The following is a 22,088-nucleotide window of genomic DNA, read 5'->3' as shown; positions in this document are numbered from 1 at the left end:
CTTCAGCCTCCGATCATTTCCTTGTTGGCCGCACCCGGCGGCACCATCGGCAATACCTGTTCGTGCATCGCGATGCTGGCGTGGATCAGCATCGGCCCGGATGTCGACAGCGCCCTGGCCAGAGCCGCCAGCGGATCGCTCTCCTGGTCGAGGTCGATGGCAGGCACCCCGAATCCCTCGGCGACCCGGATGAAGTCGGGCATGCCCTTGAATTTCGAAGCGTAGATGCGTTCGCCGTAAAACAGCGTCTGTTGCTGGAAAACCAGGCCCAGCGACGAGTTGTTCATGAGCACGATCTTGACATTGACGTTTTCCTCGGCGGCAGTCACCAACTCCTGGACATTCATCAAGATGCTGCCGTCGCCAGTGAAGCAGACTACCGTGCGCTCGGGTTCGGCCAGGGCGGCACCGATCGCTGCCGGCATGCCGAATCCCATCGTGCCGAGACCGCCGGAGGTCAGCCACTGCCGGGGGCGGCGTAGCGGATACGCCTGCGCAACCCACATCTGGTGCTGACCGACATCGGTGGTGATTGTCGCGGCATCGTCGAGGCAATTGGCAACCGCACGGATCAGGCCATAGGGGGTGCGCGGATCGTCGATGCCGGGCATGCGCAGCGGATGCTCCGCCTTCAGGCTGGCCACACGCGCCAGCCAGTCGTCGTGCACCGGCGCTGCGATCGCCGGCAGCAAGCTCTGCAGGACCGTACCGACGTCGCCGGCGATACCGATGTGCGCGGTCTTGATCTTGTCGAGTTCGGAAGGATCGATGTCGATGTGGATGATTTTTGCCTGCGGGCAGAAACCGGCGACCTTGCCGGTCGCCCGGTCGTCGAAGCGAGCGCCAACGGCAATCAGCAGGTCACACTCGTCGAGCGCAAGGTTGGTGCAGCGCGCCCCGTGCATGCCGAGCATGCCCAGCGACAAGGGGTGATCGACCGGCATCGCGCCGAGCGCCATCAAGGTCATGACCGTCGGCAGGCGGGCCTTTTCGGCAAGAGACACCGCCGTTCCGGAAGCGCCCGAATGCACGACGCCCCCCCCGAGGTAGAGAATCGGCCTGGTGGCCGCGTTGATCATCGCAGCAGCACGGTCGATCAGTTCGGCTGCCGGCGCCGGGACGGGATCGGCGCAGCCCGGATCGGGCCAGTTGCTGACCTCGACGAGCTGGTTCTGCACATCCTTGGGAATATCGACCAGCACCGGCCCGGGACGCCCCGAAGCGGCGATGCGGAAAGCCTGCGGAATGACGCTCAACAGGTCGTCTGCCGAACTGACCAGGAAGTTGTGCTTGGTGATCGGGATGCTCAAACCATAGGTATCGACTTCCTGAAAGGCATCGGTACCGATCATCGCCCTGGGCACCTGCCCGGTGATCGCCACCAGCGGAATCGAATCCAGCTTGGCGTCGGCAATCGCCGTCAGCAGATTGGTCGCGCCGGGGCCGGAAGACGCCATGCAGACTGCCGGCATGCCGGTGGCGCGCGCCATCCCCTGGGCCAAGAAGCCGCCGCCCTGCTCGTGCCTGGCAAGGACATGATGGATCAGCACTGACTTCGACAAGGCATCGTAAATCGGCAGGATGGCGCCACCAGGAATGCCGGCCAGCGTACGGACGCCCTGTCGTTCGAGCAGACGGACAACGATCTGTGCTCCGGTGAGGGTTTCTGGGGTTGGTTGGGACAAGGGAATCTCCTCAAAAGCGTTGGTCCGGAAATACGAAACCCCCGCTCGGTTTGCACCGGCGGGGGTTTGTGGAATTTGCTGTGCTTCGACTTATCTTGTTTCGACCCTCGACGGTGTATCAGGCCCTGCGCGTACCACCAGTACAGCTACCGAAGCATGGCCCACGGCAAAACCAGCAACCGGAAGCACAACCAGTCGATGGGGATTGTCGGAACGGTACATGATCATCAGTCTCCAGTCCAAGATGCCCCATTAGAACCGAGTGCAAAGAGAAAAGCAAGCCTTCAGGCAGCCCTGGGTGTGATTCAAAGTGATGCGCCAGCGAAATGCTCTGGTTATGCGGCTTGCTTTTCGAGACCCTTCCAATAATCAGCCCATTCCCGGTTGGCGCGGTTGATCCGTAGGGCCAGCATGCTTCGACATTTCTGGGTGCCCACCAGGCGCCGGGAAGCTTAAGGTGATTTCCGCAAATGGCCGTACCAAGAGTCATGGTGTTAGGCCGGGCCCATGGCCAGAAAAACAAGCTGCTGCGGTAGTTGTTCGGGATCTTGATTCCCGGAAATCACCTAAGGCGGGAGATCTTGTGAGTCTGATCGGGTCGGGGGCACAGGCTTCCGCGAGGGCGAATGGCTTAGCCGCCAGCTTTACGGCGACGGAGGCCGTTCAGCCCGGTATCCACTCGCCCTAGATCGCCGACGCAACTCCAGCGATGGCGTCCGGATCGTGGCCGAAGTGGTCGTCGGCCAGTTGCCACAACCGTGACAAACTGTCGTCGATACCACCCGCTCGAGCCAGATATGTTATGCGTCATTCTGTTAGACTGATGACAATTTAAGACGACTGTGAGGGACGCCGAAGTATCAATGCCATGAATCCAGAACCGTGGGTTACTGCAAGTGATGTCGCCCAGCACCTGGGCGTCGTGAAGGACACCGTCTACCGCTGGCGGGAGCGCAAAGGCCTGCCCGCTCACAAGATCGGTCGACTGTGGAAGTTCCAGTTGTCCGAGGTCGATGAATGGGTGCGCGCGGGCGGGGCCGACGAGGGTGCTGCGGCCGGTGCCGAACAGAACAACGGGAACGATTGAATGAACGTCCAGCAACTCGAAAACGAACTCTGGGAGGCCGCCGACCAGCTGCGCGCCAACTCCAAGCTCACCGCCGCCGAATACGCGATGCCGGTGCTCGGCCTGATCTTCCTGCGCCACGCCGACAACCGCTTCAAGGCCTACCTGCCCGAGATCGAGGCCGACATCCCGCCGCAGGTGCCGGCCGCTCAGCGTGAGACGCTGATCAAGCTCGGCTTCCAGGGCAAGGCCGCCATCTACCTGCCCGAAGCAGCGCGCTTCGACCGCATCGCCAGCCTGCCGCAAGGGGCGAACGTGGGCGAGGTGATCGACCGCGCCATGGACGTGATCGAGGCCGAATACGAAGTGCTCAAAGGGGCGCTGCCGCGCGGCTACCCCGCCTTCGAGACCGACTTGCTGGCCGAGTTGGTGAAGATCTTCGACCGCCCCGCCATCAAGGCCGCCACCGGTGACGTGTTCGGCCGCATCTACGAATACTTCCTCAACAAGTTCGCCATGAGCGGCGCACAGGAAGGCGGCGAGTTCTTCACGCCGCCGTCGCTGGTGCGCATGATCGTCAACATCATCGAGCCAGACCACGGCCTGGTGCTGGACCCGGCCTGCGGCTCGGCGGGCATGTTCGTGCAGACCGGCCACTTCATCGAAGACGTGCGCCACCAGCAGGCCAACGACACCGTCACCTTCCATGGTCAGGAAAAGAGCGACACCAACACCAAGCTCGCGCGCATGAACCTCGTGGTGCACGGGCTGGACGCCTCCAACATCCGTCAGGGCAACACCTTCTACGACCAGGTGGACCACCTCGTCGGCCAGTGCGACTTCGTCATGGCCAACCCGCCGTTCAACGTCGACGGCGTGGACACCAAGAAGGTGGAAGGCCAGGCCAGCGACGGCGGACGCTTGCCCTTCGGACTGCCCGGCACCAATGCCAAGACCGGTGCCATCAGCAACGCCAACAGCCTGTGGATTCAGTACTTCTATGCCTACCTGAACGACAGCGGCCGCGCCGGTTTCGTCATGGCGTCCAGCGCCTCGGATGCCGGCAACAAGGACCGCGACATCCGCGAGAAGCTGGTCAAGACCGGCCACGTCGACGTGATGATGGCCATCGGCAACAAGTTCTTCTATACCCGCAGCCTGCCCTGCACGCTGTGGTTCTTCGACAAGGGCAAGCCGCAGGACCTGCAAGACCAGGTGCTGATGATCGACGCGCGCAACGTGTACCACGTCGTCTCGGCGCGCTCGCACATCTTCACCGACGAGCAGCACGCCAACCTCAACGCCATCGTCTGGTTGTACCGGGGCGAGACCGAGAAGTTCTTGGCGCTCGTCGCCCGCTACCAACGGCAGGTGGATGAACGGCTGGCAGCCGTTCCGGACCGCATGGCCGCCGATACCGCTGCCGTGGAAGGGCTGGCCACGCAGTTGCAGTCGTTCGCGCAGGGTGCCACGCTGGCTGAACTGAACGCCGACCAGCCTGACGACGCGCACCTCACCCAGGCCCAACTCGATGCCTTCAAGGCGGAACTGGCCGCCGTGCAGGCCGACGCCCACGCGGCACATGCCATCGCTGCACTGCTCACCGCCTGCACCCACGCCCGCGCCGCTGTCGCCCAAGCCGACCTCGCCAGCCACGCCGGGCAGGTGGCGCTGCAGGCCACGCTCGATGCCCTGGCACCACAGCTCAAGGCCATGGGCAAGACCCTGGAAGCTCGCCACAAGCAGTGGCTCAAGCTGCTGGACACCGCAGAAAAGCAGCTACGCGCCCGGCAGAGCAAGGCCTTCGACGGCAAAGCCACCCGCAAAGCCAAGCGCGCCTTGCTGGCCGCCGACGAGAAGAAGAACGAAGCCCCCACGGTGCGCGACGCGGTGCTCGACGCGCTGAAACAGGCTGCCTACTTCATTCACCAGGTTCACTGGCTGCATAGCCGCTTCCCGCATGGCGTGTTCGAGGACGTTCCGGGCCTGTGCAAGGCCGTCACGCTGGATGAGATCGCCGCCAACGACTATTCGCTGACGCCGGGGCGCTACGTGGGCGTGGCGGCGGCAGCGACCGAAGACGAGGACGACTTCGTCGAAAAGCTGCGCGAGATCCACGACGAACTGGCCGAACTGAACGAAAAGGCGGTGGAACTGGCGGGGCGGATTGCCAGCAACTTTGGGGAGTTGCTGGGATGAGTTGGCCAGTAGTAACGCTGGATAGCATCAAGGCCAACGTTCCTTACGCGTGTGTCGGCGGGCCGTTCGGTTCAAACCTGACATCGCAACACTATGTGGATGAGGGCGTACCGGTAATTCGCGGCCAGAACCTCGGCGGTCCTGGGTGCTTTGACGAAAGTGGTTTCGTCTTTGTTACCCCGGAGAAGGCTGATCAGCTTCGGCCCAATTTGGCCTTTCGCGGCGACGTCCTGTTTACGCAACGTGGCACGCTTGGGCAGGTCGGCTTCATCCCCAGCGACTCGAAGTACGATAGGTACGTGGTGTCTCAAAGTCAGATGAAGCTCACTGTCGATCCGAGCAGAGTGGATGCAAGGTACGTCTACCAGTACTTTCGCCTTGAATCCACGATTCAGGAAATCCTGAATCGAACCATTACGGCGGGCGTTCCGCACATCAATCTCGGCATTCTAAAAAATTTTTTGATTCCACTTCCGCCTCTTCCCGACCAACAGGCGATTGCGGAAATTGCGCAAGCCTACGACGACCTGATCGCCACCAACCAGCGTCGCATCGCCTTGCTCGAAGACGCCGCCCGCCGCCTCTACCGAGAGTGGTTCGTGCACTTGCGCTTTCCCGGCTGTGAAACGGTGCCGGTGAAGGACGGGGTGCCGCAGGGGTGGACCAAATTGCCACTTGGCGATGTCGCGGAAATCACGATGGGCCAGAGCCCGGAATCCAAGTACTACAACACCGATGGCGATGGGCTGCCTTTTCACCAAGGCGTGTCCGATTTTGGGCATCGATTTGTCACGCACGAAATGTTCACAAAGCAGACCACACGGGTTGCAGAGGCGGGAGACATCCTGTGTAGCGTTCGTGCTCCTGTAGGCAGACTTAACGTGACTCGGGACAGGATAGCGATTGGGCGTGGTCTGTCGGCCATGCGAAGCCGCGCGGGCCGCCAATCGCTTCTCTTCTATCAATTGGGGGCACTCTTCGTAGAAGAGGACATGATCGGCGGCGGTGCGATCTTTGCGTCAGTGGGGAAGAAGGAACTGTTCGGTCAGTTGATCCTGCAACCCAACGCAGATATTGCTACGGCGTTTGACCGATTGATCGGCGACATTGACCGCCAGATCGATACCCTCGATTTGCAGAATCGTCGTTTAGCGGATGCCCGCGACCTGCTGCTCCCCAATCTGATGTCTGGCCAACTCGACGTCTCCGGCATCCGTCTGCCCGAGGAGGTCGCGGCATGACCGGACCGGTGGCGAGCTATGTCATCCCTCGGGCCGGCGGCGGCCACAGCGACTACATCGTCTACGTCGACGAAAGCGGCGATCACAGCCTCACGTCCATCGACCCGGACTATCCGGTGTTCGTGCTGTCGTTCTGCATCTTCCGCAAGGATGGGTACGCGAGAGGCGTGACGCCGGTCATCCGGCAGCTGAAGTTCGCCACCTTCGGCCACGACATGGTGGTGCTGCACGAGGCGGACATCCGGCGCAAGAAGGGGGCATTTTCGCGGCTGTCGAAAGAACCGCGCGAGGCTTTCCTGAACGCACTGACCGACATCATCGGCGAGGCCGATTTCCAGTTGATCGCCGTGGTGATCGACAAGCGCAAGCTCAAGGACCGCTACAACATCCCGGCGCACCCGTACCACCTGGCGCTGGAGTTCGGGCTCGAGCGTATCTATCGGCTGCTGAAGGGCGCGGGCCAGGACGACGCGCTGACCTACAGCGTGTGCGAGGCACGCGGAGCCAAGGAAGACGCCGATCTGGAGCTGGAATTTCGCCGCATCCGTGACGGCGCGAACTACTTCCACCGCCCCTTGCCGTTCGACCTGATTATTGCCGACAAGAAGACCAACTCGGAAGGCCTGCAACTGGCCGACCTGACGGCACGGCCGATCGGCTTGACGGTGCTACGGCCGGGACAGGCCAACCGGGCGGCAGAGGTGCTGGAGGGGAAGTTCTACCGGGACAAGGCCGGCAATAAGCTGGGCATGGGGCTGAAGGTGTTTCCGTGACAACCGAAAACCGCCCCCCAGAAAGCAGAAGGGCCCCTGTAGTACCAGGAGCCCGACGCCGGCCGCGTAGTCGCAACCCATTTGCCCACAATGGTAGCGGATCGACCATGACTTGACAAGACGGCCGGGCCCAGACGGCCGGGCCCTGCTCGTGGCGGGCCCGGGGACTGGAGGGAAACAAGACGATGGCCAAGAAGGACTATTCCGAAGACCTGTTGATCCAGGCGCCGACCGCCGAACTGCTGGAAAAGCAGCTCGGCTGGCAAACCGTGTTCGCCCAGGACGACGAGGACTTCGGGCCAGACAGCCTTCTGGGCCGCAGCAACGACACCGAGGTGGTGCTCAGCCGCGAGGTGCTGGCCGCGCTGAAGCGCCTGAACCCGGGCTTGGCCGCAGAGGCCTACAGCCAGGCCCTGGCGCAGGTGCTGCAGGACGACATCACCAAGACGCTGATTGCCCTGAACGAAGAGAAGTACAAGCTGCTGCGCGATGGCGTGCCGGTGAAGTACCGGGACGCGGCTGGCCGCTTGGTGGACAAGCGCCTGCGTCTGATCGACTTCGACCACCCGGAGAACAACCGCTACCAGGCGGTGCGCGAGCTGTGGGTGCGCGGGCGCCTGTGGCTGCGCCGCCCGGACTTGATCGGCTACGTCAATGGCCTGCCGCTGGTGTTCATCGAACTCAAGCGCTTCGAGGTGCACATCGACAGCGCCTACAAGAAGAACTACAGCGACTACCTTGACACCATTCCGCACCTGTTCCATTGGAACGCGCTGGTGGTGATCTCAAACGGCCACGATGCGCAGTATGGGTCGCTGACCAGCACCCGCGAGCACTTCTACCGATGGAAGCGGCAGGACGAGGACGACCCGGAGCCGGGCAAAGACCAACCCCTGCTGCCCATCCTGCTCAAGGGCATGCTGAACAAGGCCCGTCTGCTCGACATCGTCGAAAACTTCGTGCTATTCGATGCCAGCGAAGGGGGCACGCACAAGATCGTGGCGCGCAACCACCAGTATCTGGGCGTCAACCGGGTGATCGAGCGCCTCACGTCTGACGACCCGCAGGTCAAGGCCGAAGTGAAGGCCGGGCAACTGGGCGTGTTCTGGCACACGCAGGGCTCGGGCAAGTCGTATTCGATGCTTTTTCTGACCGAGAAGATCCACCGCCGGATCTCGGGCAGCTACACATTCGTGGTCATCACCGACCGCACCGAGCTGGACGACCAGATTGCGTCCACCTACACCAATGCCGGCCGCGCCAACAGCAAAACGGACCAGGCCTCCAGCGGCGACGCCTTGCGCAAGATGCTGCGGGACCAGAACCGCCGCTACGTGTTCGGCCTGATCCAGAAATACCGCGAACTGGTGAAAGAGGCCTATTCGGAGCGCGACGACATCATCGTCATCAGTGACGAGGCGCACCGCACCCAGTACGGCCGCCTGGCGCTGAACATGCGCAAGGGCCTGCCGCGCGCCAAGTTCCTGGGCTTCACTGGCACGCCCTTGATCGACGCCGGCGAGAAGCAGCTGACGCGCGAGGTATTCGGCGACTACGTGTCGATCTACGACTTCCAGCGCGCTGTGGCAGACGGCGCAACCTTGCCTTTGTTCTATGAGAACCGTGGCGAGAAGCTGAAGATCGTCGACCCAAAGGTGAGCGAACGCATTGCCGAGCACATCGAAGCGGCCAGGCAGGGCGCGACGCTGAACGACCCCTGGACCGACGAGAAGGAGGAAAAGCTCTACCGGGAGCTGGCGCGCGACTACCCCATCCTGACCTCACCCACGCGCCTGGAGAAGGTGGCACAGGATTTCGTCGATCACTTCCACCAGCGCTGGAAGGTGGTGGACACCGGCGGCGGCAAGGCCATGATGGTCTGCTTGGACAAGATCACCTGCGTGAAGATGCACGACTTGGTCAAAGCCAAGTGGCAGGAGAAGACCGCCCAGCTGGAAGCGAGCGTGGCCGCTGAGGAGGCGTTGTTCGCCGCCAAGGGCAAGGCACTGCCGAAGCTGCTGCATCAGCGCCGCAAACAGGTCGAGTGGATGAAGACCACCGAATGCTGCGTGGTGGTTTCGCAGGAGCAGGGCGAGGTGGCCGAGTTCGCGAAGTGGCGCAACTTCCGCGACGAGCCGCTGGACATCTCTTCGCACCGCGAGAAGATGGTCAAGCGCAACCTGGAGAAGGAGTTCAAGCAGGCCGATAACCCTTTCCGCATTGCCATCGTCTGCGCCATGTGGCTGACCGGCTTCGACGTGAAGTGCCTGGCCACGCTGTACCTCGACAAGCCGATGCAGGGCCATACGCTGATGCAGGCCATCGCCCGCGTCAACCGCGTGGGCGGCGGCAAGAAGCATGGCCTGATCATTGACTACAACGGCATGCTCAAGAGTCTGCGCAAGGCCCTGGCCACATTTGCCCAGGGCGACCGCGCCGGCACAGGAAAGGGCGAAGGCGAGCAGAACACAGTGCGCGACGACTCGGAAGCGCTGGCCGAGTATGCTCAGAGCCTGAAGGCGGCCAGGGACTTTCTGGGGGACCTCGGTTTCGATCTGGACAGGCTCATTGCCGCCAAGGGCTTCGACAAGCAGCAGCAGATCCTTGTCGCGGTGAATCTGCTGTGCGAGAGCGACCAGCGCCGCAAGACCTATCAGGTGATCGTGGAGGACGTGCGGGCCCGCCACCGGGGCCTGTTCCCGCACCCGGGCCTGTTTGACTTCGATGCCGAAGAGAGCGCCGTCACTGCGATCTACAACAAATTGCAGGACGCCCGCGAGTCGCCCGACGTCAGCGCGCTGCTGCAAGACTTGTACGAGGTCGTCGACACGGCACTGACGACGGATGGCAAACCAGCACCCGCCGTGGCCAACCAGGGCCATGCACGCTACGACCTCTCAAACATCGACTTCTCACGCCTGCGGACCGAGTTTGAGAAGTCGCCGTTCAAGAACGTGGTCACGCTGAACCTGAAGGAAAAGATCGAAGAGCGTCTGGCCATGATGGTGGCGCTCAACCCGACCCGAGTCGACCTGTACGAGCGCTACCAGGAAATCATCCAGGAGTACAACAAGGACAAGGACGCCGCCGAGATCCAGAAGGTGATGGATGACCTGTTCACCTTCAACGACAACCTCAACGAAGAAGAGAAACGCTACCTGCGTGAAGGGCTGGAGAGCGAAGACCAACTGGCCGTTTTCGACCTGCTGCAGAAGGACAGCCTGACCAAGGGTGACCGTGATGCCATCAAGAAGATAGCAAAGGAGTTGCTGTACAAGCTGAGCAGCGGCAAGCTGCAGATTGACCACTGGCGCGAAAAGGCCACCGCGCAGGCCCAGGTCAAGGCCGAGATCATCAAGCACTTGTTCGCGTACATGCCGTCTGGCGTCTACGACGCGGACGAGATCAACCTCAAGGCCAACGCCGTGTTTGCGCACATCTACACGACGGGGTTCGGTGAGGCTGCAAGGGCGTACCACTGATGACCGACGACAAATCGTTGGAGAAGCATGTCCGCAACGGCAAGTCGAACACGCGCCACACCTCTCGACTGAGGCCAAACTGGTGAAACTGGCCGACAAGATCTGCAACGTGCGAGACATGCTGGCATCACCTCCTGCAGGCTGGCCAGTGGAGCGGAAGCAGGCATATTTCGACTGGACTGCCAAGGTTGTCGCTGGTGACCTCGGTATGCGTGCCCCGTCCGTATGCCCATTTCCGCTTTCTTACCTCGGGCGGCTTCAGCAATGACATCAGCTTGCGCGGCATCTGCACTCCCTTGGGGGCGGGTGGGAGGCTGTCGCTCTTTGGAATGCTTACCTTGACCATTCCAGCAGAACACGCCAGCGAGTTGCAGCGCTTGATGAACAAAGAGGGGCTTGCACCTGAGGTGCTGCCCCTTTAGAAGTAACAGGTCTTGACGGCCTTTACGTATTGGAGTTCGAATGGCAAAATCGGTCGAAATCGGGTCCGGGAGTTTCCGGACCCAGAAAAGTGCCCTTGATCACTACAAGGCAGTCCTGCACCGGTACCAGGACGGGCAGCGTGTCTCCAAGCAGGACGACCATGCCGACCTCGTGGCGCTCATCGAGCGTTACGACCCGGTGCTCGACGCGGTTGGCGAACCCACCAAGGGTGATGGCCAGATCGCGCACTTCGAGCGGCGCCTAAACACCGGGACCGGCTGGAGCAGTTCCGGCTTCTGGGTTGTTCGTCAAGACGGGACTGACACCGACTTCTCGTATATCGACGCGGTCAAGGGCCAACCCAAGGGGCGGTCCCAGGACTTCTATGGTGCCTGCCGGCAGGCCGTCGCGCTCGACCTCATCCAGGCCAAGAAGCAGGCATTCGCCCAGTACGTGTGTATTCCACGCAAACTGGACACTCATTCCACGCCAAACTGGACACTGATTCCACGGCAAACTGGACAGTCGGAGCGTAGCGACGCGGGGTTGATGGGTGGTACTTCAAGACGCTTACTCGGGTCAAGTTTTTAGCTCACCCGAATAAATGTCTTTGGTCTTTTTAGTGCGTGTCAGTCGGGGCGAATTTCGTTACGGCGTAACGATTTCCGGACCCAATCGACGCTGTTTCTCGTAGTAGTCGGCGCTGCCATCGGGAAGCCTCGACGCCTGCGTTGCGGCGTCGCTATCGGCCTGACGAAGAAGCCTCTCCAGGAACTCCTGTTGTGTTACGCCGTAACAGAATGCCAGACGTTCGAGTGCGCGTTTGGTGTGGAAATGAAGAACGATATTCAGCCGATCGCCGTGTCCGTTTTCATCTTTCAGATGACGTTCCCGGTATTCCAACTGTCGTTGCGCGTTGGTCTTGGCCATTCTTACCTCCTGATGAGCGTTACGCAGTAACGCACGGTTTGCGCGCTGGCACGCAGGAAATCCCTGAAACCGAGGCGCGGGCGGTGGAATGCCTGGCGCCCGGGAGGGGCAAAGCGCAGAGTTATCCACGGGCGCCCGCCAGACGGCGCTCCTTCTATAGCTGGACGGCTGGCGGGCGGCGGTGGATCACTCGTCAGTCTGGCGCGGCGGTTCATTCGGGTTTGCCGTTCTTGCGCAGCGATTCGCCATCGAGATCCAGGACAGGCGCCTGATGCACCAGGCGGTCGAGGATCGCATCGGCGAGCGTCGGGTCACCGATTGCGGCATGCCAGTGTTTGACCGGCAATTGACCGGTGATGATTGTCGAGCGAGTCCCATGGCGATCATCGAAGATCTCCAGGAGGTCGCGGCGGCTCTCGTCGGTCAGCGGCGCCAGCGCCCACTCGTCGATGACCAGCACCTCGGTCTTGGCAAGCTGCGCCAACGTCTTGAGGTAACTGCCATCGCCGTGGCCGATAGCCAGGGTCGGCAGGAGTCGAGTCAAGCGCACCTAGAGTACCGAATGACCCTGCCGGCACGCCTGATTGGCGAGTGCGCAGGCGAGAAAGGTCTTGCCGATGCCCGTCGGGCCACAGAGCAGGACGTTCTGGTGCTCGCCCACCCAGCGGCCGGTCATCAAGCGAGCGAACAGCGCCCGATCGAGGCCGCGCGGATGCCGATAGTCGACCTCCTCCGGTGTGGCCGCCTGTTTGAGCCGGGCCCGTTTCAGACGGGCGGCGTTCTGCCGCGACTCGCGTTCGGCGGCTTCGCTGTCAACGAGCAAGCCGAGCCGCTCGTCGAACGATAACTGGCCGATGTCCGGGGTCTGCGCCTGGCTGGCCAAGGCACGGGCCATGCCGGAGAGGCGGAGTTGATGAAGTTTCTCGACGGTGGGATGGTTGAGCATGGCAAGTCGCTTTCAGTGGTAGTAATCGGGGCCACGCAGATTGGCGTGTTCGAGGGGCAAACCGGTCTGGGCCGGGGCGCTGACGACCCGCTTCTGGTCCAGACCGTTCTTCCGAATCGACTTCAGGCTGCTGTAGGAGGTGGCGCCGATGGCGACGGCCCGCTCGCAGGCCGCTTCCAGGCGGTCGTCGCCGTAGGCTTGACCGAAGCGCAGGATGCCCAGGCACGCCCGGTAAGCCTGCTGCGGAGGTCGGCGCTGATGCAGAACGCTCTGCACGACGGCAGCGGTATGCGGCCCGATCCGCGTCGCCCAGTCGAGCAGGCGTGGCGCATTCCAGCCGAGGACCGCCTGGTGGCCCGGGGTCATGTGCGCATCGACGGTGGTGTGCCGACCGCGGGCGTCGTTCCGGGCATGGCTCGCGATGCGCACGCCGCGCTGGAACCACTCGACGGTCGTCGCCGTCAGCCGACTATCGACCTTCTCCCGGGCAAAACGGTAGGGCACCGAGTAGTAGTGGCCAACGACCTCGACGTGATCGTTGATGCCGACCCGCACCACTTTACGTCGGGTTGAGTTCGGGCTCGTAGAAGCAGGGGGTGGTGACCCCGCTCTTGAGGTTGTCCGGGACCAGGAGAGCCGTACAACCATGGAGGGGCTCGAAGGTGCGCACATGGCTGCCAATCCAGTCCGACAGGCTCTGGCTCCAGGTGGCTTCGCAGTAGGTATAGTTCGAGGCGCCCAGGACGGCGAGGAAGATCGCCGCCTGGCGAATTTCGCCGGTCATCGGGTCGGTAATCGGCACCGTCGGGCCGGCGTAGTCGATGAACAGTTTCTCGCCCGGGGTGTGCGTCTGGCGCAGGCTGACCGAGAGCCGGACGACCCACCGCCGATAGTGGGCGCAGAAGCCGCTGTAGTGGTAGCCCGACGGATGCTCGGCTTTGTATTCCTGCCTCAGCAGGTCGAGCGTGACGCCCTTGCGCCGCAGCTCGCGGTGCACACCCGGCCAGTCGGGTTCGGGACGACTCTGGCTCGACGCCACCGCCGGCGGGTAGAGCTGCGCCTCCAGCCACGCCTCACTCGTTTCGGCTGGCAGCGGCCACGCCACGCCAACGAGCTTCGCTCGGCGGAGAATTTCGCCGACTGTCGTCGGCGAGCTTTTGACCACTCGAGCGATCTCGCGATGGCTGAGGCTACCCTCGTGGGACAGCCGTAACACGTCAACAATCTTGCGCATGGATAACCTGGTATTCGCCATGTGGGCCTCGGCAAATTTACCGAGGATGCCACGGTTATCCCGCGCGCTACGCTAGGACAAATGACTCTCCAGTTTGCTGTGGAATTGGTGTCCAGTTTGCCGTGGAATACGCACGGATTGACCGCCGCCACCTGGCGAATCAGAAAGGTGGGCCATTCCATATGCTTGAACTGCTCGGCGAGTTTGGCAGTCGCGTCGAAATCGGAAACCCAAACAATCTTGTGGTCGCTGCGCTCGAAGGTGATCCCGTCTTGCTCGGCAATAGCCCGGGCCATCGCTTCTTTCGATTGGCCGCTCGCGTGCGTGTGCGCGGAGTCGAGGTAGCGGTAGGGACGCCCCGCTTGTTCGGCGGTTGCCTTGGCGTGTTGTATGAGGGCTTCGGTTTCGCCCTCGAAGAATTTCCCGGCATCTTTGAGCAACACGCCCCGCTTGTACAGGTAGCGGCCAAACGCTCCATCCGGAAACATCGCGGTCAGGTAGCCCTTGAAGATGATCCGGTCGAATCCTTCAACGACACCCAGGATTGACTCCCGGTGTTTTTCCAGGAAAATGTCCATGTCGCCTCCGTTGTCGTGCGGTGGTCTACCTCCTGCGTGAGGTTGAGGATATTGTCCTCGCAAATTCAATCCGGCGCCAACGTGAGGCGACATCCTTTTTGGTTGCGGCCAACGGCCGCGCTAAGTAAGCAATCGCCGTGACTTCAACTTGACGCACTGGAAGCCGCCTGTGGCGGCATGCTATAGTTTGCGTCAAGCGATGGCCAGCCTACCCGCTCCGGCCATCGCCGAGGGAGAAGCCGGTGTGGACCGGGACGCAATCGTCCGCAAGCTTGCCTGCCAGGGTCGTTCCTTTCGAAAATCGAACGTCGACCGCAATCGTTTTCTTCCTGTCAATCCGGAATTCCTCTCCCTTTCAACCACACGACGCACCGGCGCGACCCCTGGCGCGTCATCGATGGCCACTCAAAGGAGAATGCCCCATGGCAACGTCCACCAGTTCGCATGCGAAAATCTACCAGATCAAGGTCACCCTCAAATACAGCAGTCCGCCGATCTGGCGGCGGCTGCTGGTGCCGTCTTCGATCACCCTGGCGCAACTGCACCGGGTGCTGCAAGCCGCCATGGGCTGGTACAACTGTCACCTGCACCAGTTTGTCGCGGCGGGGAAATACTACGGGGAACCCGACCCGCAATTCGACTTCGAGGTGATCGACGAGCGCAAGGTCCGCCTCGACAGCTTGCTGATCAATGTCCGGAATTCGCTGGTCTATGAGTATGATTTTGGCGATAGTTGGGAGCACAAGATCGACCTCGAGAAAATTCTGCCCGCCGATCCCGAAATGACCCTGCCAAAATGCATCAAATGCGTACGCGCGTGTCCGCCGGAAGATGTCGGCGGGGTCTGGGGCTACGCGGGATTCCTGGCGGCGATGGCTGATCCCGAACACCCCGAACATGAATATTACAAGGAGTGGATCGGCGAGGGTTTTGATCCGGTGAGAGTCGACATCGATCGAATCAACGCCCGCCTTGCGGATCTGAAATAATGGCTGCAGCTTCTGTTAGACGTTGAACAGAAAATTCAATACGTCACCGTCCTTGACGACGTACTCCTTGCCCTCGGCGCGCATCTTGCCGGCTTCTTTGGCTCCCTGCTCGCCCTTGCAGGCGAGAAAGTCGGCCAGCGCGATGGTCTGCGCGCGGATGAAGCCTCTTTCGAAGTCGGTGTGGATGACGCCGGCGGCCTGCGGGGCGGTATCGCCGACGTGGATGGTCCAGGCCCGCACTTCCTTGACACCGGCCGTGAAGTAGGTCTGCAGGCCGAGCAACTGGTAGGCGGCGCGGATCAGGCGGTTCAGCCCGGGTTCTTCGAGCCCGAGGTCGGCGAGAAAGATCGCCTTGTCTTCGTCGTCGAGATCGGCGAGTTCGGCTTCGATCTTGGCGCACAGGGCGACCACCGGCGCCGCTTCGGTGGCCGCGTGCTCGCGCAGGCGGTCGAGGTGCGGGTTGTTCCGGAATCCGTCTTCGAGAACGTTGCCGACGTACATCGTCGGCTTGATGGTCAGCAGGCACAGGGGCTTGAGCAGCGCTTTCTCGTCGGCGGCCAGGGTCAGCGTGCGCGCCGGCCTGCCGTCGTTGAGGTGTGGCAGCAGACGTTCGAGAATGCCAACCAGTTTCTGCGCTTCCTTGTCACCGGAGCGGGCTTTCTTGCTCTCGCGATTGAGAGTACGTTCGACGGCTGCGAGGTCGGCAAGCGCCAGTTCGGTCAGGATGGTTTCGATGTCCGACAGCGGATCGACACGCCCCGAGACATGCACGACATTGTCATCGTCGAAGCAGCGGACGACACTGACGATGGCGTCGGTTTCGCGGATGTTGGCGAGGAACTGGTTGCCCAGGCCTTCGCCTTTCGAGGCGCCGGCGACCAGACCGGCAATATCGACGAACTCGACGATCGCCGGCTGGATGCGCTGCGGTTTGACGATCGCCGCGATCTGCTGCAGGCGCGGGTCGGGCACTTCGACAATTCCGACGTTGGGTTCGATGGTGCAGAAGGGATAGTTTTCGGCGGCGATGCCGGCTTTGGTCAGGGCATTGAAGAGGGTGGACTTGCCGACATTCGGCAGGCCGACGATACCGCACTGGAGGCTCATGCTGGGATTCCGATATTTAAATGGTCTTGAGGTGCAGTTGCCGTTGCGCGGCAGCGTAGTCGCCGGCGGCGAGCAGGGGCCAGGCCATCAGGCAGCGATCGATGGCCGGGTCGATCAGTTCCTGCTCCTCTCGCCGTGGTGCCTTGAGGACGTGGTGAATGACTTCGGAGCGCTCGCCGGGATGTCCGATTCCCAAGCGCAGTCGCCAGAAATTCGGGCTGGCGAGGCGGGCCTGGATGTCTTTGAGACCATTGTGCCCGCCGTTGCCACCGCCCTGTTTGAGGCGGATGCTGCCGGGTGGCAGGTCGAGGTCGTCATGCACGACCAGCGTCTCTTCGGGGGCGATCTTGTAGAAACGCGCCAGCGCGGCTACCGCCTGGCCGGAGAGGTTCATGTAGGTCATCGGCTGTAACAGCCACAGCTCGTCGATGCGGGCAACGCGGCCAAGGAATCTGCCCTGCGGCGTCAGCGGTGCCTGCAAGCGCCGCGCCAACTGGTCGATGAACCAGAAACCGACATTGTGCCGGTTATCTTCGTATTCCTTGCCGGGGTTGCCGAGGCCGACGATCAGGCGGGGTGGTGGCATGCGCTGTGCTGCCCAAGCCGCCGCGGGCAGCGGGTGCCGGACGGCGGGCAGGCATGAAGTTCGGGTTTAGCTGGCAGCCGCTTCGCCCTCGGCCGCACCGGACTCTTCGCCGCCCTTCTTGGCCGGGATCGACACCAGAACGTAATCCTCGCCGTGCAGGACCGGGGTGACCCCCGCCGGAAAAATCAGCTCGGAAGCATGGATCGAGTGACCAGCTTCGAGATTCTGCAGGTCGACTTCGATGAACGCCGGCAGGTCCTGCGGCAGGCAGCTCACTTCGACGTCGTTGTGGACGTGTGCGACGTGACCGCCACTGATCTTGACCCCTGGCGCGATGTCAGCGTTGATGAAATGCAGCGGCACGCGCTGGTGGATGGCGTGCCCCATATCGACCCGCTGAAAGTCGACGTGCAGGACCAGAGGCTTCCAGGGGTGCATCTGCGAGTCACGCAGCACGACGCTCTCGATGCTGCCCTCGATGTCCAGCGTCAGGACGGAAGAATGAAACGCTTCCTTGCGCAGGTTGAGCAGAATTTGGTTGTGATCGAGGTCGATCAACTGCGGTGCCGCTGAGCCACCGTAAACGATTGCCGGCACGCGATTCTGGCGACGCAGGCGGCGGCTCGCTCCGGACCCCTGCAAGGTGCGCTTGCGCGCTTCGAATTGAAACTTCATGGACAACTCCTGGTGTGATACAAGCCCCGCCCGCGACCAGGCGGAGGGTTGAGAAATCGATTACCGTGAAAGTCGCGTCAGCGACTCACGAATCCGGCCCTGAGCCTTGTCGAAGGGCTCCCCTCCCACTCGCGGGGGAGGGGAGGGAAACGGCCATGACTTCCATGATCGGGGGGTCGAAAAAAGTCATGACCGTTGGGCAGGCGTGGAGCGCCTTACTCGATGAATAGTGAGGAAACGGAATCCTCGTTGCTGATCCGGCGAATCGTTTCGGCCATCACTTCGGCCACCGAAAGCTGGCGAATGCGCGGCGAAGTGAGCGCGTCCTGGCGCAGCGGAATGGTGTCGGTGACGACCAGTTCGTCGAGATCGGAAGCGTTGATGCGATCGACGGCATGGCCCGAAAGTACTGGATGCACGCAGTACGAAAGAACCTGTCTGGCGCCATGTTGCTTGAGCGCGCTCGCGGCCTTGCACAAGGTGCCGGCGGTGTCGACCAGGTCGTCCATGATCACGCAGGTGCGCCCCTGGACATCCCCGATGATGTTCATCACTTCGGAAACATTGGCTTTCGGACGACGCTTGTCGATGATCGCCAGATCGCATTCGAGACGCTTGGCCAGCGCCCGTGCCCGGACGACACCGCCGACGTCGGGCGAGACGACCATCAGGTGATCGAAATTCTTCTTCCAGACGTCGCCCAGCATGATCGGCAGCGAGTAGATGTTGTCGACCGGGATGTTGAAGAAGCCCTGAATCTGCTCGGTGTGCAGGTCCATGGTCAGCACCCGGTGGACACCCGCTGCCGTCAGCAGGTCGGCAACCAGCTTGGCGGCGATCGGCACGCGCGCCGAGCGCACGCGGCGATCCTGGCGGGCGTAACCAAAATAGGGGATGGCGGCGGTGATCCGGGCAGCCGAGGCACGCTTCAGCGCGTCGGCCATGACCAGGAGTTCCATCAGGTTCTCGTTGGTCGGCGCGCAGGTCGATTGCAGGATGAACACATCCATGCCGCGCACGTGCTCCTGGATTTCGACACTGATCTCGCCGTCGGAGAATCGGCCGACTTGGGCGCGTCCTAGTGAGATGTTGAGACGCTTGACGACATCGGCAGCCAATGCCGGGTTGGCGTTGCCGGTAAATACCATCAGGCTGTCATAGGCCATGCTGCGCTTCCCGTGGCGCGCGAAGCATCGGCGCCGTATAAAGCAAGACGGGCAGCCAAGACTGCCTGCCCGCTTTGACAGAAATGAAATGGCTGGGGAGGAAGGATTCGAACCTTCGAATGCCGGAATCAAAATCCGGTGCCTTAACCAACTTGGCCACTCCCCAGCGGTCGCTCGTATCGCATGGATCACGAACGAGGCGCGGATTATACCGGGGATTCTTCGGCAAGCACAAGTGTCGATCCAGGGGGGGGGTGTAGAGTCGAGATGTGGCGCGGTAGCCGTAGGTTCGGCTTGTCTGTTTCCGTCCCTTTCGTCTGACGGTGCCCAGGTAGCCTTGCCATAGCCCCGTTTCCACATCCCGCTCATCGAACCGGACGTGCAGATTTCCCGCATCCGGCTCTCGGACAAGACATCATGCTTTCGCCCACGGAAGGTCATGGGTCCTCGCCGGCAAATTGACCAGTCCCAACTTTTCGTAAAGGTACTGATTCGGGTAGCGCGCCCACCCGGTGCCGGAGACCTTGTGTTTCTTGCATAACCACCGGCGGAGCCGTTGCGTGACATGGGTGTTGATCGCCCGATAGGCCGGACTGACGGAACCCAGGCAGAAGTAATTCGCCCAGCCGATCAGTTTCCGGTTCAGCCGTCCCACGACAAACTCGGCATCTAGGGTGATTTCCGGGAATCAGGATCCCGAACAACTACCGCAGCGGCCTGTTTTTCTGGCCCTGAGCCCGGCCTGACGCCATGACTCTTGGTACGGCGTTTTGCGGAAATCACCTAGTATGGTTCGGCGGCGGTCGGTTTCCTGAGTGATGCTTTCCACCATCCGTTTGACGCTTTTCGGCGAGGGCCGGGTGCCGATGTAGGCGCGCCCGGTTTTCTGGCTGTAGCACCGCCCGAAGGTGTATCCCAGGAAGTCAAACCGCTCTTGCGGTATCTGACATAGGTGGGTCTTGTCGTCGTTCACCGTCAGCTTCAGTTGCTCCATCATTCCTCGCATCGCCGCCATGGCATCCTCTGCCCGGCCCTTGCAGCAGATGACGAAGTCGTCCGCATAATTGACGATTTGCGCCGACCAGCGACGGGCATACCCCAACGTCTTCCATCCGAGGATGAAGCGCCGCATGTACAGATTCGACAGCAGCGGTGAAATCGGAGCCCCTTGCGGGGTGCCACGTCCGGTGTCCCGGTTGGACGTCGTCCGTTTCCGGTGACCGTGTCCATCGTCCTCTTCCACTGGCGCGTCCAGCCATTGCTTGATGAGGTGCAGAACGTGCCGATCCACGATCCGACGGGCGACGCTCTTCATAAGCTCAGGGTGCGGAATGCTATCGAAATAGCCGGATAGATCCGCATCGATCACTTGCTGGTGTCCAGTGTTCAATAGACGATGAACCGCTTGTACCGCATCCTGCGCTCCCCGCTCTGCCCGGTACGCGTATTGCTCCGGTTGCAGATCGGCTTCAAAGATGGGTTCCAGCACGAGCATGGCCGCCGTTTGGACTACCCGGTCGGTGATCGTCGGTATGCCCAAGGGGCGCAGCTTGCCGTTCGGCTTGGGAATCCAGACCCGCTTGACCGCTTCCGGTCGGTAGTCTGTGTCCTTTCGGCAATGCTGCGTGAAATTCCAGCGCTGGCCTGGTACCTTGGTAGGCCCGTAACGACCGTTAGTTCTACATTAACAGATTCTAATGGCATTTTTGGGTGCTGGCGGCTGCCTTCGGTAGGCGCTGTCGCGGGCGCTTTGTCGCCGTGCATGACGCTCGGCGATGATTCGCACGAGGTCTTCGCGACCGTGAATCTTCACCGGGAGCTGCGCCACGAGCATGTCGACAACATCGGCACAGGACAGTAACTCGGCGTAGGGTGAGTGTTGCCGCCGCTCCTTGACGAGAAAGAGTAGTGCAACGCAGACGAGCGCCATGTGGTTGTACCAAGCCCGCCACTTGCGTACCTGGTAGTCGGCCATCCCACAGCAACCTTTCGCATTCTCGAAGGCGCGCTCGATGAAGTGGCGCTGTGCCTGCATGCGTGCCAGCTCGCGAAGTGGCGTGTCGGGCGCCGCGTTGGAGAGCATGAACTTCACCTCCTTGCCATCGCGGCGTGCCAGGAGATGCCATTGGCGGGCCTGTGCGCTGTTCGGATGACTGATCCACACGCGGGTATGGGCAAACATCGCGCGCACTTCACCCTTCTCCCCGTCGCGCAGGATCACCGGGTGCCACTCCTTTCGTTTCAGGCGCGCGGCCCATTCGCGGGCTTCCCAGGCCGGTACCCACGCCTTTCCCGGATCGGTAAAGTAAAACTGCTGGTCGCTGTGCACCTCGGTGGCGAATACCTCACCTGCATCGTCCCAATCAAACAGCAGCCAAGTCGCGTGGCCATAGAGGCCGTCGGCACCGATGAAGCCAAAGCGCACCCCGGCGGCTCGTGCCCGCTTGACCATCTCGGCAGCCATCTGCGGCTTAGTCCGAAAGACCCGTGCCGATTCCGGAATCCCCGCTTCCTGGCAACGCTTGGCGTCTTCAACCCAACGCTCTGGAAGGAACAATTCGAAGTCGATGATCGCCGCCTGCGACCCTCGTGCCAAGGCGGCATACACTCCAACCTGCGAGTTCTCGACCTTACCCAGGCGACCGTTGTACTGCCTGGCGACGCCCGCTGAATGGTCGCCCTTCTTTTGGACCCCAGACTCATCGAGCAACAGTCCCGTCTCTGGCCCACCGATCCACTCGTCCGCTTGTCGCGCCGTCTCCCGACGCACATTCTCAAAGTCCCATGCAGCATCGCTCAACAGGTGGTGGAGGCTGTAATACTCGGTCTCCGCCACCGTCTCGCTCATCTGTTCCAGGTTCGCACGAGGGCTTTGAAAAAGGCCCCGCAAGTACTGTTCAGCTTGCTCGGCCGTGCTTCGCGTTTTACTGCGGAAACACTCCCGGAACGACTGAAAATGGCTGGTCAGATTCTCGCAGCAGCTGGCCACCGCACGCCCGATCCCAAAT

19 protein-coding genes, 1 tRNA gene and 3 pseudogenes are annotated in these 22,088 nt (G+C 61.8%); 10 read left to right on the top strand and 13 right to left on the bottom strand.

Annotation, left to right across the window (positions count from 1 at the left end; genetic code table 11):
* Window positions 1-2 precede the first annotated feature (2 nt).
* Complete coding sequence (ilvB, locus tag V5B59_RS19675) at window positions 3-1,685, bottom strand: acetolactate synthase large subunit (protein WP_169071137.1); 1,683 nt, start codon at window positions 1,683-1,685, stop codon at window positions 3-5.
* Between the two features lie 868 nt (window positions 1,686-2,553).
* Here ilvB and V5B59_RS19670 point away from each other — a divergent pair.
* The 8 genes and pseudogenes from V5B59_RS19670 (at window position 2,554) to V5B59_RS19635 (ending at window position 11,460) form a co-directional block, all read left to right on the top strand.
* Entirely contained in the window at window positions 2,554-2,772 is a 219-nt protein-coding gene (locus tag V5B59_RS19670) for a helix-turn-helix domain-containing protein (protein WP_034909712.1), read from the top strand.
* Window positions 2,773-4,950: a type I restriction-modification system subunit M gene (locus tag V5B59_RS19665; RefSeq protein WP_169071138.1), complete on the top strand. Its 2,178-nt coding sequence runs from the start codon at window positions 2,773-2,775 to the stop codon at window positions 4,948-4,950. It abuts the gene before it with no gap.
* Complete coding sequence (locus tag V5B59_RS19660) at window positions 4,947-6,191, top strand: restriction endonuclease subunit S (RefSeq protein WP_169071139.1); 1,245 nt, start codon at window positions 4,947-4,949, stop codon at window positions 6,189-6,191. The genes V5B59_RS19665 and V5B59_RS19660 overlap by 4 nt, the downstream gene beginning before the upstream one ends.
* Window positions 6,188-6,964: a DUF3800 domain-containing protein gene (locus tag V5B59_RS19655; RefSeq protein WP_169071140.1), complete on the top strand. Its 777-nt coding sequence runs from the start codon at window positions 6,188-6,190 to the stop codon at window positions 6,962-6,964. The genes V5B59_RS19660 and V5B59_RS19655 overlap by 4 nt, the downstream gene beginning before the upstream one ends.
* Window positions 6,965-7,149: 185 nt before the next feature.
* Complete coding sequence (locus V5B59_RS19650; protein WP_332352250.1) at window positions 7,150-10,446, top strand: type I restriction endonuclease subunit R; 3,297 nt, start codon at window positions 7,150-7,152, stop codon at window positions 10,444-10,446.
* Window positions 10,446-10,714: pseudogene (locus V5B59_RS19645) on the top strand (phosphohydrolase); the annotation flags it as partial. The gene V5B59_RS19650 and the pseudogene V5B59_RS19645, both read left to right, overlap by 1 nt.
* A complete protein-coding gene (locus V5B59_RS19640; protein WP_034909706.1) occupies window positions 10,635-10,868 on the top strand; it encodes a hypothetical protein in 234 nt (77 codons plus the stop codon). The pseudogene V5B59_RS19645 and the gene V5B59_RS19640, both read left to right, overlap by 80 nt.
* A gap of 40 nt (window positions 10,869-10,908) precedes the next feature.
* On the top strand, window positions 10,909-11,460 hold the full coding sequence (locus tag V5B59_RS19635) for a DCL family protein (RefSeq protein WP_248594961.1): 552 nt from the start codon (window positions 10,909-10,911) through the stop codon (window positions 11,458-11,460).
* A 57-nt stretch (window positions 11,461-11,517) separates the two neighbouring features.
* Here the strand turns inward: V5B59_RS19635 and V5B59_RS19630 are convergent, their stop codons facing one another.
* From V5B59_RS19630 to V5B59_RS26500, 4 genes and pseudogenes are all read right to left on the bottom strand, one after another.
* On the bottom strand, window positions 11,518-11,799 hold the full coding sequence (locus V5B59_RS19630) for a hypothetical protein (RefSeq protein WP_169071141.1): 282 nt from the start codon (window positions 11,797-11,799) through the stop codon (window positions 11,518-11,520).
* A gap of 211 nt (window positions 11,800-12,010) precedes the next feature.
* Window positions 12,011-12,745, bottom strand: a pseudogene (gene istB / locus V5B59_RS19625) (IS21-like element helper ATPase IstB).
* A 12-nt stretch (window positions 12,746-12,757) separates the two neighbouring features.
* Window positions 12,758-13,300: a Mu transposase domain-containing protein gene (locus V5B59_RS26505; RefSeq protein WP_434735633.1), complete on the bottom strand. Its 543-nt coding sequence runs from the start codon at window positions 13,298-13,300 to the stop codon at window positions 12,758-12,760.
* A 7-nt stretch (window positions 13,301-13,307) separates the two neighbouring features.
* A pseudogene (locus tag V5B59_RS26500) lies at window positions 13,308-14,000 on the bottom strand (IS21 family transposase); the annotation flags it as partial.
* A gap of 161 nt (window positions 14,001-14,161) precedes the next feature.
* Between V5B59_RS26500 and V5B59_RS19615 the strand changes: the two are divergent.
* Together V5B59_RS19615 and V5B59_RS19610 are read left to right on the top strand one after the other, a co-directional pair.
* Window positions 14,162-14,527, top strand: a complete 366-nt coding sequence (locus tag V5B59_RS19615) for a hypothetical protein (RefSeq protein WP_332352249.1) — start codon at window positions 14,162-14,164, stop codon at window positions 14,525-14,527.
* 452 nt (window positions 14,528-14,979) lie between these two features.
* The gene (locus tag V5B59_RS19610) at window positions 14,980-15,546 is read left to right on the top strand and encodes a plasmid pRiA4b ORF-3 family protein (protein ID WP_332352248.1); all 567 of its coding nucleotides are present in this window, start codon (window positions 14,980-14,982) and stop codon (window positions 15,544-15,546) included.
* Between the two features lie 15 nt (window positions 15,547-15,561).
* Here V5B59_RS19610 and ychF read toward each other — a convergent pair whose 3' ends face one another.
* The 8 genes from ychF to V5B59_RS19570 form a co-directional block, all read right to left on the bottom strand.
* On the bottom strand, window positions 15,562-16,653 hold the full coding sequence (gene ychF, locus V5B59_RS19605; protein ID WP_288129307.1) for a redox-regulated ATPase YchF: 1,092 nt from the start codon (window positions 16,651-16,653) through the stop codon (window positions 15,562-15,564).
* Between the two features lie 16 nt (window positions 16,654-16,669).
* Window positions 16,670-17,239 (bottom strand): aminoacyl-tRNA hydrolase, encoded by a 570-nt coding sequence (pth, locus tag V5B59_RS19600; RefSeq protein ID WP_332352247.1) that lies wholly within the window; start codon window positions 17,237-17,239, stop codon window positions 16,670-16,672.
* Between the two features lie 66 nt (window positions 17,240-17,305).
* Window positions 17,306-17,914, bottom strand: a complete 609-nt coding sequence (locus tag V5B59_RS19595) for a 50S ribosomal protein L25/general stress protein Ctc (protein WP_034910473.1) — start codon at window positions 17,912-17,914, stop codon at window positions 17,306-17,308.
* Window positions 17,915-18,129: 215 nt separating this feature from the next.
* A complete protein-coding gene (locus V5B59_RS19590; protein WP_288129305.1) occupies window positions 18,130-19,080 on the bottom strand; it encodes a ribose-phosphate pyrophosphokinase in 951 nt (316 codons plus the stop codon).
* Window positions 19,081-19,169: 89 nt separating this feature from the next.
* Window positions 19,170-19,246 (bottom strand) — tRNA-Gln (locus V5B59_RS19585).
* 249 nt (window positions 19,247-19,495) lie between these two features.
* Entirely contained in the window at window positions 19,496-19,759 is a 264-nt protein-coding gene (locus tag V5B59_RS19580) for a group II intron maturase-specific domain-containing protein (RefSeq protein ID WP_332352474.1), read from the bottom strand.
* Between the two features lie 9 nt (window positions 19,760-19,768).
* Entirely contained in the window at window positions 19,769-20,650 is an 882-nt protein-coding gene (locus V5B59_RS19575) for a reverse transcriptase domain-containing protein (RefSeq protein ID WP_169071993.1), read from the bottom strand.
* A gap of 114 nt (window positions 20,651-20,764) precedes the next feature.
* Window positions 20,765-22,069, bottom strand: a complete 1,305-nt coding sequence (locus V5B59_RS19570) for an IS701 family transposase (protein ID WP_246149239.1) — start codon at window positions 22,067-22,069, stop codon at window positions 20,765-20,767.
* Between the last annotated feature and the right edge of the window lie 19 nt (window positions 22,070-22,088).

The sequence above is a fragment of the Candidatus Accumulibacter contiguus genome, from assembly GCF_036625285.1.
Taxonomy (GTDB): Bacteria; Pseudomonadota; Gammaproteobacteria; order Burkholderiales; family Rhodocyclaceae; genus Accumulibacter; species Accumulibacter contiguus.
Note: the sequence above shows the minus strand (reverse complement) of the source record. Positions and strands in the feature narration are given on the sequence as shown.

Coding starts and splice junctions, on each gene's coding strand:
- V5B59_RS19670 (WP_034909712.1), top strand. CDS start 2,554: ATGAATCCAGAACCGTGGGTTACTGCAAGTGATGTCGCCCAGCACCTG.
- V5B59_RS19665 (WP_169071138.1), top strand. CDS start 2,773: ATGAACGTCCAGCAACTCGAAAACGAACTCTGGGAGGCCGCCGACCAG.
- V5B59_RS19660 (WP_169071139.1), top strand. CDS start 4,947: ATGAGTTGGCCAGTAGTAACGCTGGATAGCATCAAGGCCAACGTTCCT.
- V5B59_RS19655 (WP_169071140.1), top strand. CDS start 6,188: ATGACCGGACCGGTGGCGAGCTATGTCATCCCTCGGGCCGGCGGCGGC.
- V5B59_RS19650 (WP_332352250.1), top strand. CDS start 7,150: ATGGCCAAGAAGGACTATTCCGAAGACCTGTTGATCCAGGCGCCGACC.
- V5B59_RS19635 (WP_248594961.1), top strand. CDS start 10,909: ATGGCAAAATCGGTCGAAATCGGGTCCGGGAGTTTCCGGACCCAGAAA.
- V5B59_RS19630 (WP_169071141.1), bottom strand. CDS start 11,799: ATGGCCAAGACCAACGCGCAACGACAGTTGGAATACCGGGAACGTCAT.
- V5B59_RS19615 (WP_332352249.1), top strand. CDS start 14,162: ATGCTTGAACTGCTCGGCGAGTTTGGCAGTCGCGTCGAAATCGGAAAC.
- V5B59_RS19610 (WP_332352248.1), top strand. CDS start 14,980: ATGGCAACGTCCACCAGTTCGCATGCGAAAATCTACCAGATCAAGGTC.
- ychF (WP_288129307.1), bottom strand. CDS start 16,653: ATGAGCCTCCAGTGCGGTATCGTCGGCCTGCCGAATGTCGGCAAGTCC.
- pth (WP_332352247.1), bottom strand. CDS start 17,239: ATGCCACCACCCCGCCTGATCGTCGGCCTCGGCAACCCCGGCAAGGAA.
- V5B59_RS19595 (WP_034910473.1), bottom strand. CDS start 17,914: ATGAAGTTTCAATTCGAAGCGCGCAAGCGCACCTTGCAGGGGTCCGGA.
- V5B59_RS19590 (WP_288129305.1), bottom strand. CDS start 19,080: ATGGCCTATGACAGCCTGATGGTATTTACCGGCAACGCCAACCCGGCA.